This is a genomic window from Paenibacillus sp. FSL R5-0749, assembly GCF_038595085.1.
GTDB lineage: Bacteria > Bacillota > Bacilli > Paenibacillales > Paenibacillaceae > Paenibacillus.
This window is the reverse complement of the sequence record NZ_CP152005.1, coordinates 4,007,427-4,020,110: the sequence shown is the minus strand read 5'-3', so window position 1 is coordinate 4,020,110 and position 12,684 is coordinate 4,007,427. Positions and strand designations below refer to the sequence as shown.

Genomic DNA, 12,684 nt, shown 5'->3' with positions numbered 1-12,684 from the left:
ATAAGGGAGGGGAAAACCTGTGGCGAAAATACATGTGCTAGATGAACATATTGCCAACCAGATTGCGGCTGGTGAGGTGGTCGAACGACCTGCTTCAGTCGTCAAGGAGTTGCTTGAAAACTCGGTGGATGCAGGCGCCACCAAGATTGAGGTGACTGTGGAAGAGGGCGGACTCCTCAGTATTCGTGTCAAAGACAATGGGTCAGGTATTGAGCCAGAGGATATGGAAACGGCCTTTTATCGTCATGCAACTAGCAAAATAGCCCATGGACGAGATCTGTTCCAGATCACAAGTCTTGGATTTCGCGGGGAAGCCCTGGCGAGTATTGCCGCAGTCTCCAAGGTAGAGGTGTTATCGGCAAGTAACAATGACGGGCGGGGGCGCCGCATTGTAATTGAAGGCGGGAACCTTGTCTCTCATGAAGATGCAACTTCGCCCCAAGGTACAGATTTTGTAGTGAAAGAACTTTTTTACAATACACCAGCCAGACTCAAATATATGAAAACGATCCAGACGGAACTCGGACATATATCTGATGTTCTATACCGAATGGCGATGTCGCATCCTAACATTTCGTTCAGATTGCGCCATAATGAAAATGTGTTGCTTCAGACGCTGGGTAACGGCGATCTGCTGCAAGTGGTTGCAGCGATCTATGGGACAAGTGCTGCCAAAGCGATGCTTCCTATTCAGGGTGAAAGTCTGGATTACCGGGTGAGCGGGCTGATCAGCCTGCCAGAATGGACACGAGCGAATCGTGGTGGTATGTCGACGATCGTTAATGGACGATTTGTTCGCAATTACGGTCTCAATCAGGCGATTCTCAAAGCCTACCATACCTTGCTGCCCATCAATCGCTTCCCGCTTGTCGTGGTGCAGTTGGAGATGCATCCCTCTCTTGTGGATGTGAACGTGCATCCGGCCAAGTTGGAGGTACGTTTTAGCAAGGAACCAGAACTCTATGAATTTGTGGAGACGACGTTGAGGGGAATCCTCCGGCAGGAAGTATTGATTCCGCAGGTCAAAAAGCAGCAGATTCGACGCGGAGATGATAGTTCCTTTATTCAGGAACAATTCCTCTTTCCGCGTGGTCCGCAGAAAGACCAGTCTGATGCAGAAGGGTATGGGCAACAAGGTCCACTTGGGAAACCTTCTAATGCATTGTTAAAGTTGACTACGGAAGATGATGATCTGGATTTGGATGCTCCGGCGGATCTGTCCGCTGTACAGCCGTTATCTGAACAGGGACAAACCGTGCCGCTGCCCGAAGCTCCACCTGAGGTTACACACCCCCCTGAGCAGTTAGAAAGTTGGAACGGGCATATTTTGCAGAAGGGGTCGAGTCATGATGGAGGGCAGACAAATGCTAACGTGCAGGAAGCTACTAAAGAGGTAAGTGCAAGTTCTTCCGAAGCTTCTCCAAAGTCTGACCTGTCTTCTCAAGATCGTGTAGCAGCAGAGAAACCGCTGACTGATGGCAAACCGACTACCTACCAGTCCGATTCCGTAACTTTGCCGGTTAGGGAAGCTCGTTCACCCTACAATCCGTCTTCGAGTGCGAGAACTGAACGGACGTGGAAAACTTCAGGTTTGCCTGATGCCACTAAACTTGCTGCTGCCATTAAATCGGATGCATCCATGCCGGCATTTCCGGAGCTGAGCCTCATTGGACAGCATCATGGTACGTATTTAATCGCGCAAAATGACCAAGGTTTATATTTGATTGACCAGCACGCCGCTCATGAACGTGTGAATTATGAATATTATTACGAGAAATTCGGCAACCCTGCTCAAGCCTCACAAGAGTTACTGCTGCCGATTACTTTGGAATTCACACCTTCGGAGACGGAAAAACTGAAAACAAGGCTGGCCTGGTTCGAGCAGGCCGGTGTATATTTGGAGCATTTTGGTGGACAGACGTTCCGTGTTCGTTCCCATCCATTCTGGTTCCCCAAAGGGGATGAGAAAGACATTATCGAAGAGATGTCCGAATGGGTTCTAAGCGAACGAAGCATAGATGTGGCCAAGATGCGAGAAGCTGCATCCATCATGTGTTCCTGCAAAGCGTCTATCAAAGCCAACCAGAAGCTGACGGATCAGGAAGCAGAAGTGCTGATTCAGCGTCTGGGTTCATGTCGTCAGCCCTACACCTGTCCACATGGGCGGCCGATTGTGGTTTCATTTTCAACGTATGATCTGGAAAAATTATTTAAACGAGTGATGTAGCTATTTAGGGGGACATTATGTACATTACAACCGGTGACAAGGAGATTGCCTCTCAGGTGGAGCGTGCGCGTAAGCTTGCCGAAACGACAGGAGGTACCTACGTACCGCGCAATAGAACGTCTTTACCCAGACTGATTGAACATTATGGTATAAATGAAATACTAGTGGTACTCAATGGCAGAGCCCGTCTGTTTCGCAAAGATGCAACAGAGCTTGAATTTCACCCCAGTATGGGATTTGTTCGCGCTAAACGTGTTCTAAGAGGCGAAGTTGATCCCATGCTGGAAGCTGGTGCGGTACTTGAAGGAGACACCATTGTTGATTGTACCGCTGGACTTGGTTCTGATGCGCTGGTATTTTCGGTTGCGGCTGGGTTGAGTGGACGGGTCATCGCCTGCGAAAGTTCTCAACCACTCTATACACTGGTGCTGGAGGGCATGTCGCATTATAAGAGCAATCAACCCTTGGTGGATGAGGCTTTTCGGCGCATAGATCTGCGGCATGTGGATCATCTTGATTTACTGCGTTCCATGCCAGATCGAAGCTGTGACACTGTATATTTTGACCCCATGTTCCGTGAACCGATGATGGATTCTAGTGCGATACAGCCCTTGCGAGATTATGCGAATGCTCATGCGCTGGATGAAGAGAGCATTATGGAAGCGAGACGGGTCGCCCGTAAAAGGGTAGTGATGAAAGAAAAGCGCGGCAGCGCGGAGTTTGACAGGCTCGGATTTGAAATACTTGATCGAGCGAATGCAAAAACCCTGTACGGAGTGATTAATGTTGAACGTGGAAGTTAAACCAAAACCCAAACTGCTTGTGCTGGTTGGACCAACAGCAGTAGGCAAAACAAGAATGAGCATCGAGCTTGCCCAAGCTTTCGATTGTGAGATTATCTCAGGGGATTCGATGCAGGTATATCGTGAAATGGATATCGGAACTGCCAAAATTACCTCTGAAGAAATGAAGGGTGTACCTCATTATCTCATTGATATTCATGAACCGGAGTACCCTTACTCCGTGGCCGAGTTCCAAGAGAGCTGCACCCGATTGATTAGTGAAATCCATGAACGTGGTAAAATGCCTTTTATTGTAGGTGGCACCGGTCTGTATGTGGAATCGGTATGTTACGGCTTCCAATTTTCCGATAGTGGTTCGGATGAAGCGTTCAGGGAGCAACAATTCAGCTATGCGGAGCAATATGGCGCACAGGCCCTTCATGATCGTCTAAGGGGAGTTGATCCGGTCAGTGCAGATCGTCTGCATCCGAATGACCAAAGGCGAATTGTGCGTGCGCTTGAGATTCATCACCTCACAGGCGAGAAGTGGTCTGATCAGCTGGCAGTACAGAAGAAAGAGTCGCCTTATGACCTTCTTATTGTTGGTTTGACAATGGATCGGCAGAAGTTATACGCCCGGGTAGAAGAGCGGATTGATCTGATGATCGAACAAGGTCTAGTAGATGAGGTAAAGTCCTTGTTGGAACGGGGCGTGGCGAGAGGTCATATTTCCATGCAAGGGCTGGGATATAAGGAAATTGCAGCGTTCTTGCAAGGGGAAGTGAGTTGGGAAGCTGCGGTTGAGTGGTTAAAGAGGGATACGCGCCGGTTTGCCAAAAGACAGCTGTCCTGGTTCCGCCATATGAAGGATATTGAATGGGTAGACATGACGGATACCCAGGATTTTGAAGGGAAATACAAGCAAATAAGTGAATTGATTACACAAAAATTTGATTGATTTGAGCGATGATTAGTATTCTTCTGACAGGTATCAAATAGATCAAGATATGTAAACCTCTACCTTTTGGTCATCAAAAGGATAGAGGTTTTTATGTGTCACTAGAATAGGTGTAAGAGATTGACGATTCGCCAAACAATGAATAAATGAGCTTTAAAATGAAGAGTTTGTCCCTCTTTTGCAAAACTGGCAAGCGGTGTATAATGGATAAGTCTTCTATTTGTTTGCCTTGCCAAGAATGGGTGTAAAATAGCAGACAAGGGGTTTTTGTGGATTATATGAAACTGTTCATGATATAATAGCACGAAAGCTACTCAGCGATATTGAATATTACTTGAACACGAATTCAAATGAACCAATGGGGGTACGGCTAATGAACAAGTCCATCAACATCCAAGATACGTTCTTGAACCAACTGCGGAAAGAAAATATTCCTGCTACGGTCTATCTGACCAACGGCTTCCAAATCCGCGGGACGATCAAGGCATTTGACAATTTTACGATCGTCATCGACAGCGACGGACGCCAGCAAATGGTCTACAAGCATGCCATCTCCACGTTCACGCCGCAACGCAGCGTATCGCTGATGCAGCAAGATAATAGCGGCGAAGCTTAAAAAAATTACGAAACCTTTTCACCAACCATTTCGTCTACAAGTATAGGTATTGAAACAGAGCAACCTGAATAAAGGGTTGTTCTTTTCATTCCGGGCAAAATATGTTTAATATATGCTTGAGCCGACAGACGAATAGAAATTATGCAACTGAAAGGGAGTCAGGAGGTAACATGCCAAACGATCCGTTGTCGAGGTCTAACAATCGCAACAACAATAACAAGTCACCCAAAAAAGCGAAGCCAAAGACCTCTAAAAAGAAAAAAATTACGGGTAAACGCGTTGGATGGACACTGTTTTTCACAATGGCAATCGCCATATTCTGTGCACTAGGCGGATATTTATTTATTATGGTGAGTGGTGAAAATCTGCTCAAAGCCAACAAGGACAAAACTACAATTAATGAAACTTCAAAAGTATATGATCGCAATGGCCAATTAATGGGGGAGCTATCCATTCAAAAGCTGGAACCCGTCAAAGAAGATGATATTCCTGAGCTGGTGAAGCAAGCCTTTGTTGCAACAGAGGATAAGCGATTCTACGATCATCAGGGCGTGGATATCTGGTCCATCGGGCGTGCGGCGGTTAAGGACGTCATGGCTCGTTCCATGGTGGAAGGTGGTAGTACACTAACCCAGCAGCTTGCCAAGAACATGTTCTTGTCCCGTGACAAAACGTTCTTCCGTAAAGCAACGGAAGTATCCATTGCCATGGCATTGGAGCGCAAGTACACCAAAGACGAAATCCTGACGATGTATCTGAACCGGATTTTCTTCGGTCATCAGCGTTACGGGATTAAAGCGGCATCTGAATTTTATTTTGGAGTTACCGATCTCAAAAAGTTGAAGTTGTGGCAAATTGCTACATTGGCAGCGATGCCGAAAGGCCCTTCTGCCTATAACCCGGTAAGCAATCCAAACGACTCCAAAGCACGCCGTGGTGTGGTATTGCAGCTGATGTATGAACAAGGCTACATTACCAAGGCGGAGATGGATGAAGCAAAAGAGATTAACTATAACTACAAACGACCAGAGAAAGACATGAAGTATCAAGCCTTTATTGATTATGTGCTCCGTGAAGCTGAACGCGTAACAGGTAAAACGGAAGATGATCTGAATATCGGCGGATACAAAATCTATACCACCATGGATGCTCAGGCTCAAACAGCCATGGAAACTGCCTTCACAGATGATAGTCTGTTCGAGGCAAGTAAAGACGATCAGCAGGTTCAAGGCTCCATGGTCATCATGAACCACGAGAATGGCAGTCTCGTTGCCCTCCTGGGTGGACGTGATTATCAGACCAAAGGTTATAGCCGTGTTACGCAGAGTCGAAGACAGCCGGGTTCTGCTTTTAAACCAATTGTGTCTTATGCACCGGCGCTTGAAACAGGAAACTACAGTGCCAACTCGGCGCTGAGCAATGCGAAGCAATGTTTTGGTAACTACTGTCCGGGTAACTTGCATGGATATTCTTCGACGATCAGTATGACAGATGCCATTACGAAGTCTGAAAATATTCCTGCGGTTTGGTTACTTGATAAAATCGGCGTTAACACAGGTATTAATTTTGCCAAGAGTGTAGGTATACAGCTGACAGATGAAGACAAAAACTTGGCAATTGCCCTCGGTGGTCTGAGTAAAGGGACAAATACACTGGAAATGGCGCAAGCCTATAGTGCATTTGCCAACCTCGGAGAATACCGACAAGCCTATTCGATCAAGGAAATAAAGGATAGCGCAGGCAAAACCACGTATAAACACGATAATTCGGACACCACGCGTGTCATGAGCGAACAAAATGCGTATCAGCTTACACAGATGCTGCAGAATGTCGTTAATGACGGTACGGGACGTTCGGCACGTCTGGATCGTCCGGTAGCGGGTAAAACAGGAACGGTTCAAAGTGGTATCTCTGGCAACAGTGCCAACCGTGATGTATGGTTCGTTGGATACACACCGGAATGGACTGCCGCAGTCTGGATGGGCTATGACAATCCGGATGCCAATCATATGCTTAAGAACAGCAGTAAGCTGTCAGCAGCTTTCTTTGCCAAAGTCATGGGGGATGCGTTAAAAGGCGTTCCAGTGAAGCAATTCAAAACACCGGCTGGAGGGCAGACACCTCCGCCAGTGGAGGAACCAGAACAACCAGCACTATCCGTTAGTGGTCTGAGTGGATCATACGATCCAAATGCTCAAACCGTCTCACTGAGTTGGACTGGAACAGGTGACACGAGCACGCAATATCGGGTGTATCGTAAAGAAACCTCCGAAGGCCAGTTCACGCATCTCATTGATTCAGTGGGATCGACCAGTGCACAAGATTTAAGTGCATTGCCTGGCCTGACCTATGAGTACTATGTGACAGCTTACGACTTGGCATCAGGACAGGAGACGGATCCTTCGAACACCATTTCCCTGATGATTGAAGCGCAGGAAATGCCACCAGAGGAACCTGATCCTGGTATAGACCCTGGTACAGAAACAAATCCTGAGCAGCCAGGTACGGAGAATCCGGACAATGGTTCACCGGATAATGGCAACTCGAACGGTAATAACGGAAATGGGAATGAAAATGGCAACAACGGAAATGGGAATGGTAATAACGGCAATAATGGAAACAATGGTAATAACAGCGGAGCCGGCCAAGGTAACGGTCAACCTGGTGGAGGAAACACGACCCCACCTGGTCAGGGGACAACAGAGCCAGGCGGTACAGGTGAAGGCTCTGATGATGGGGCCGTAACAACACCGGGCGAGGTTGTAACTCCAGACAGCGGAACGAGTGGTGATACTGGAGGAACAGACGAACCTACAGATTCTCAAGCTGGAACTGGCGGCTAAACCAGTGAATAACTAAATAGCTGCATGAATTAAACTGCTTCCCGGAATTTCGGTGAAGCAGTTTTTTTTGGTTATACGAACCTTCTTTAATAGAAGATCATTTAATGAATAGGTGGGACAAAGCTTGATTTTGAGTGTATACCTTAAATATGGTAAGCTGTAACTATTCGTAATACGTTGTGCAAGGTGGGCCCAGAGCGCTGGAATTTATCATGCGGACGTTATTACATTGTTCACCAATAACATCAGAGCAGGTCACGGACCTGTAGTCGGCAAAGAGGGGTTCGTATGAAACGGAAATTCGGGGACCGCGCGAACTGGCGCCGGATTACGAACCGACAATTCACATGCCGGTTCGTTCAATCCAAAATTTTTACAGGTTATATTACGTTGTACACCATACAGGATTTGAAAGAACCTCTGTGGAAAACATATGGAGGCAGTACCTTCTGTATTGCAGATAAAGGGTATTCTTGGCTGCAATACTACCCGAAGGGAGAGCATTTCGTTGTTACAGCGATGTTTGATGATCAGGAGCGGATTGTGGAATGGTATATTGATACATGTCGCAGTCAGGGGATAACCGATCAGGGGGTACCTTGGTTTGATGACCTGTATCTGGATGTCGTTGTGCTGAAAGATGGAGAGGTCTTTTTGCTGGATGAAGATGAGCTTGAAGATGCATTGTCGCGGAAGCATATTACGACAGGTGATTATGACTTGGCTAACAAAACGGCAAAAGAATTGCTGCATGCCATTGATGCGCATGTATTCCCATACTTTCAGTTATCACTGAAGCATAGGCAGAGTTTGTTTGAGAACGGAGAGTTTCGAAAAAACATTCAGATCTAAGACATGTACCTAACCGTAGAATTCTTCATGATCCTTCTAATATTGAAGCGCCTGATAGAATACATTAATAATCAGGAGAGTTCAGCCCGATAAAATAGAGGTGATGGCGAATGAACGGACGGGTCATGGCTGCAGGAGAGCAACCAGGAGGCAGACCATCCAGACAAATTAATATTGTGTTGCGTAACCAGGAACCTCAGATGTTGGTCAAAGATGAGGCAGCGGCAGTACAGGCGGCCAAGAGCATAACCAAACATGCGCACTTCCAGGAGATACAGGGTGAATTGGAGCAATTGGTTGGACTTGAAAATATCAAAGACCTGGTATTTGAGATCTATGCTTTCTTACAGATTGCTCAGATGCGTACCGAAGCAGGCTTACTTAGTGGTGCGCACGTGTATCATATGATCTTCAAAGGTAATCCGGGGACTGGTAAAACAACCGTGGCGAGGATTGTTGCCAAACTTTTTCAGAAGATGGGTGTGTTGAGTAAAGGTCATCTTATTGAAGTTGAGCGTGCGGATCTGGTTGGAGAATATATTGGTCACACGGCGCAGAAAACAAGAGATCTGGTCAAGAAGGCACTCGGTGGGATATTGTTCATTGATGAAGCCTACAGTTTGGCCCGCGGCGGAGAGAAGGATTTTGGCAAGGAAGCCATTGATACGCTTGTTAAGTCCATGGAAGATAACAAAAATCAGTTTATACTGATTCTTGCAGGGTACTCGGAAGAGATTGATTTTTTTCTTCAAACGAATCCCGGATTGCCTTCCCGCTTCCCCATTCAAGTGGAATTTCCAGACTATAGCATTGATCAGTTGATTCAAATCTCTGAGATTATGGCCAAAGAGCGTGATTATATTCTAATGCCTCAGACCATACTCAAACTTAAGCAGCATTTGCTTCAGGAAAAAAATGATTCGCTACATGCGTTCAGTAACGCCAGATACGTTCGTAATGCCATTGAGCGTTCGATCAGGCATCAGGCGGTTCGTTTGTTGGAACAATACTCGGAAGGCAGTCCAGGGAAACTGGAGCTGATGACAATCCGTACAGAGGATTTGAACTTTGAGCGAAAGTAAGCGATAATATAGTTTTTACACTAGCCGGCCGGGCCAACCGGTTCGGCTTAAGGCATGCCATGGCATATTTGTGGTAATGAATATCAACGAATAAGTAATTAGAGGGAGTGAACATATACATGACAAATGGCACGCATGATACAGATATGGTCAAAAAAGATCGCGCCGTCTTGGTGAGTCTTGTTACGGATGATGTAAAACGCACAGGCATCAATCCTGAGTACTCTTTAGAGGAATTGGTAAAGCTTGCCGAGACAGCTGGAGTGGAAGTGCTGAGTGTACTTTCTCAGAACAGGGAAAAACGGGATACCAAATGGTTCATTGGTAAAGGTAAGGTAGAAGAGCTTCGTGCAATTGCAGAGGAACTCGGAGCAACTACAGCTATTTTTGATCAGGAATTGTCAGGAGCACAGGTTCGCAATCTGGAAGAGACTCTGGATCTCAAAATTATTGATCGTACCCAGTTGATTTTGGACATTTTTGCACAGCGTGCCAACACGAGAGAAGGTATCATTCAAGTGGAGTTGGCTCAACATAGCTACTTGTTGCCACGTTTGTCGGGTCATGGCAAGAATCTGTCCAGACTCGGTGGAGGCATCGGAACAAGAGGGCCGGGGGAAAGCAAACTAGAGACAGACCGTCGTCACATCCGTGGCCGCATTGACGATCTGAAGCGTCATCTGGAAGAATTGACACGTCATCGCAAGTTGCACCGTGAACGCCGGAAGAAGACAGGTATTGTTCAAGTGGCCCTTGTTGGTTATACCAACGCTGGCAAATCAACCTTGCTCAAGCAGTTGACTGCGGCAGATGTGTATATTCAAGATCAGCTATTTGCTACTCTGGACCCAACTTCACGCACGATGGAACTTCCAAGTGGTAAAGAAATCGTACTTACCGACACCGTTGGATTTATTCAAAATCTCCCGCATGATCTGATTGCGGCTTTCCGGGCAACACTGGAAGAAGTGAATGAAGCAGATCTCATCCTGCATGTTGTGGATGCCTCATCAGCTATGCGTGAAGATCAGATGAGAACGGTTAACACGATTCTGCAAGAACTTGGTGCAGGGGATAAGCCGCAGTTAGTCCTGTATAACAAAAAAGATGCGTGCACACCAGAGCAGCTTGAGATGCTTCCACTGGATAAAGATCATATTAAAGTAAGCGCATTAGATTCAGAGGATCTGCTTAAAATCCGTGAATTGATTCAGAACGAACTGACAGATGACACGAAACGCTTCCGTATTCCGGCAGAACGTGGGGATCTTACATCGGTACTCTACAAAATTGGTGATGTAGTGGATACCAGCTTTGAAGAGAATGATGTTATTTATGAAGTGGAATTGCAAAAAGGTGAATATGAGAAATTTGGTTATATGCTCGAAAATTTTATTGAATCGTAATACTCATGACATATTGATGTGATAAGTTACATGATAATGACTATTCAACGTCAGATTCGTGCTATGAAGGGGAATGAAGTAAGATGGTAAGCTTTGATTCAGAAATATCTGAACTTCAGCAACAAGTGGAGCGTCAGATTGAAGGACAACTTCAACAGATTGATCGGATCACAGATCACAATCAATGGAAAGTGATTAATGCTTTCCAACAGCGAAAAGTAAGTGATTTTCATTTTGCAGGTTCAACAGGTTATGCGTATAACGACCGTGGTCGTGAAGTACTTGATGAAGTATATGCTGATGTGTTCGGCGCGGAAGCCGCGTTGGTACGTCCTCATTTTGCTTCAGGTACACATACGATTAGTACAGCTCTCTTTGGCGTATTGCGCCCAGGTGACGAATTATTGTACATCACGGGTAAGCCTTATGACACATTGCATAAAGTGATTGGCAAACCCGGTGATGGTACAGGTTCGTTACGCGATTTTGGTATCGGCTACCGTGAGACGGCTTTAACTGCTGAAGGTGGCGTGGACTGGGCAGCAGTTGAGAAAAGCATTACACCGGCTACAAAAGTCATTGGGATTCAACGTTCACGTGGTTATGATTGGCGCTCATCCTTCTGTGTTGCTGAGATTGCCGAGATGGTTACACGTGTTAAAGGGCTTAAGGAGGATGTCATCGTATTCGTGGATAATTGTTACGGTGAATTCACGGAGGAACGTGAACCGACAGAAGTTGGAGTTGATCTGATGGCCGGATCACTTATTAAGAATCCTGGTGGAGGTATTGCGGAAACCGGTGGATACATATGTGGGAAGGAACAGTACGTACAGTTGGCAGCTTATCGCCTGACAGCCCCGGGAATTGGGGGAGAGGTTGGAGCAATGCTGGGAACAACACGTGGCATCTACCAAGGACTTTACATGGCACCGACAATCGTAGGACAAGCTATTAAAGGTAGTACGTTTGCTGCTGCGATGTTTGCTGAATCGGGATTTGTAACCAAGCCCGCTTGGAATGAAGCTCGTACAGATCTGATTCAGGCTGTTCAGTTCAGTTCTGCTGAGCATTTAATTGCCTTTGTGCAGGGAATTCAGCGTGCAGCAGCTGTAGATAGTCATGTGGTTCCTGAACCGTGGGATATGCCTGGTTATGAACATCCTGTCATTATGGCGGCAGGTACGTTCATTCAGGGCGGAAGTCTGGAATTATCAGCCGACGCGCCTATTCGGGAGCCGTATATTGGGTATATGCAGGGCGGATTAACGTACTCTCATGTCAAATATGGCGTTTTGATGGCATTACAGACCATGAAAGATCGTAAATTATTGTGAGTTTATCTAACACGTCATTGACACTTGGTAACAACTAAATGTACAATAGGGTGAAGAATAGATGACTGGAAGGTTGATGAACATGGGTGATGAAATTCGCAGAAATATGGCCTTATTCCCAATTGGTATTGTAATGAAACTTACGGATCTGTCTGCACGTCAGATTCGTTATTATGAGCAGCACAGCTTGATCGTTCCTGCGAGAACGTCAGGTAATCAGCGGTTATTCTCTTTTAATGACGTAGAGAGATTGCTAGAGATCAAGGCTTTGATTGAAAAAGGAGTTAACATCGCAGGGATCAAACAAGTGATGAATCCTGTTTCGAAAGAATCCGAGGAAGCTACAGTGATCACGCCAGATACAGAAGTTAAACGCAGAGAACTGTCCGATACGCAGTTGCATCGTTTGCTGAAGCAGCAACTTGTGTCAGGTAAGAGACCTGGACAAGTATCTCTCATTCAGGGAGAGCTTTCCCGATTCTTTAATAAAAAGTAAGTTCGCATAACTTGGCGAGTGAGAGGAAATCATGCACTTATGGTGTAAGAATCCTTGACCCGTGGAACTTTCTAATGTACAAATA

General features: G+C 46.1%; 10 protein-coding genes. All 10 read left to right on the top strand.

What is annotated here, in order from left to right:
• Positions 1-19: 19 nt before the first annotated feature.
• The 10 genes from mutL to MKY85_RS17750 all read left to right on the top strand — a co-directional run bounded on the left by mutL (position 20) and on the right by MKY85_RS17750 (position 12,599).
• Positions 20-2,227 (top strand): DNA mismatch repair endonuclease MutL, encoded by a 2,208-nt coding sequence (gene mutL, locus MKY85_RS17795; RefSeq protein WP_342570411.1) that lies wholly within the window; start codon positions 20-22, stop codon positions 2,225-2,227.
• Positions 2,228-2,244: 17 nt separating this feature from the next.
• Complete coding sequence (locus MKY85_RS17790; protein WP_342570410.1) at positions 2,245-3,030, top strand: class I SAM-dependent methyltransferase; 786 nt, start codon at positions 2,245-2,247, stop codon at positions 3,028-3,030.
• Positions 3,011-3,967 carry a tRNA (adenosine(37)-N6)-dimethylallyltransferase MiaA gene (gene miaA, locus MKY85_RS17785; protein WP_342570409.1) on the top strand — a complete coding sequence of 319 codons (957 nt, stop codon included), beginning with the start codon at positions 3,011-3,013 and terminating at the stop codon, positions 3,965-3,967. The genes MKY85_RS17790 and miaA overlap by 20 nt, the downstream gene beginning before the upstream one ends.
• A gap of 373 nt (positions 3,968-4,340) precedes the next feature.
• Positions 4,341-4,583, top strand: coding sequence for an RNA chaperone Hfq (hfq, locus tag MKY85_RS17780; protein WP_017687918.1), 243 nt, complete (start codon positions 4,341-4,343; stop codon positions 4,581-4,583).
• A 170-nt stretch (positions 4,584-4,753) separates the two neighbouring features.
• Positions 4,754-7,426, top strand: coding sequence for a PBP1A family penicillin-binding protein (locus MKY85_RS17775; RefSeq protein WP_342570408.1), 2,673 nt, complete (start codon positions 4,754-4,756; stop codon positions 7,424-7,426).
• 288 nt (positions 7,427-7,714) lie between these two features.
• Positions 7,715-8,278 (top strand): DUF402 domain-containing protein, encoded by a 564-nt coding sequence (locus MKY85_RS17770; RefSeq protein WP_062835000.1) that lies wholly within the window; start codon positions 7,715-7,717, stop codon positions 8,276-8,278.
• A 110-nt stretch (positions 8,279-8,388) separates the two neighbouring features.
• The gene (locus tag MKY85_RS17765; RefSeq protein WP_062834999.1) at positions 8,389-9,360 is read left to right on the top strand and encodes an AAA family ATPase; all 972 of its coding nucleotides are present in this window, start codon (positions 8,389-8,391) and stop codon (positions 9,358-9,360) included.
• Positions 9,361-9,479: 119 nt separating this feature from the next.
• Positions 9,480-10,766, top strand: coding sequence for a GTPase HflX (gene hflX / locus MKY85_RS17760; protein WP_342570407.1), 1,287 nt, complete (start codon positions 9,480-9,482; stop codon positions 10,764-10,766).
• 83 nt (positions 10,767-10,849) lie between these two features.
• A complete protein-coding gene (locus tag MKY85_RS17755; protein ID WP_339234678.1) occupies positions 10,850-12,103 on the top strand; it encodes a methionine gamma-lyase family protein in 1,254 nt (417 codons plus the stop codon).
• An 82-nt stretch (positions 12,104-12,185) separates the two neighbouring features.
• On the top strand, positions 12,186-12,599 hold the full coding sequence (locus tag MKY85_RS17750) for a MerR family transcriptional regulator (protein ID WP_056689944.1): 414 nt from the start codon (positions 12,186-12,188) through the stop codon (positions 12,597-12,599).
• The last annotated feature ends 85 nt before the right edge of the window (positions 12,600-12,684 follow it).

Coding starts and splice junctions, on each gene's coding strand:
- MKY85_RS17775 (WP_342570408.1), top strand. CDS start 4,754: ATGCCAAACGATCCGTTGTCGAGGTCTAACAATCGCAACAACAATAAC.
- MKY85_RS17765 (WP_062834999.1), top strand. CDS start 8,389: ATGAACGGACGGGTCATGGCTGCAGGAGAGCAACCAGGAGGCAGACCA.
- hfq (WP_017687918.1), top strand. CDS start 4,341: ATGAACAAGTCCATCAACATCCAAGATACGTTCTTGAACCAACTGCGG.
- miaA (WP_342570409.1), top strand. CDS start 3,011: ATGTTGAACGTGGAAGTTAAACCAAAACCCAAACTGCTTGTGCTGGTT.
- hflX (WP_342570407.1), top strand. CDS start 9,480: ATGACAAATGGCACGCATGATACAGATATGGTCAAAAAAGATCGCGCC.
- MKY85_RS17750 (WP_056689944.1), top strand. CDS start 12,186: ATGGGTGATGAAATTCGCAGAAATATGGCCTTATTCCCAATTGGTATT.
- MKY85_RS17790 (WP_342570410.1), top strand. CDS start 2,245: ATGTACATTACAACCGGTGACAAGGAGATTGCCTCTCAGGTGGAGCGT.
- MKY85_RS17770 (WP_062835000.1), top strand. CDS start 7,715: ATGAAACGGAAATTCGGGGACCGCGCGAACTGGCGCCGGATTACGAAC.
- MKY85_RS17755 (WP_339234678.1), top strand. CDS start 10,850: ATGGTAAGCTTTGATTCAGAAATATCTGAACTTCAGCAACAAGTGGAG.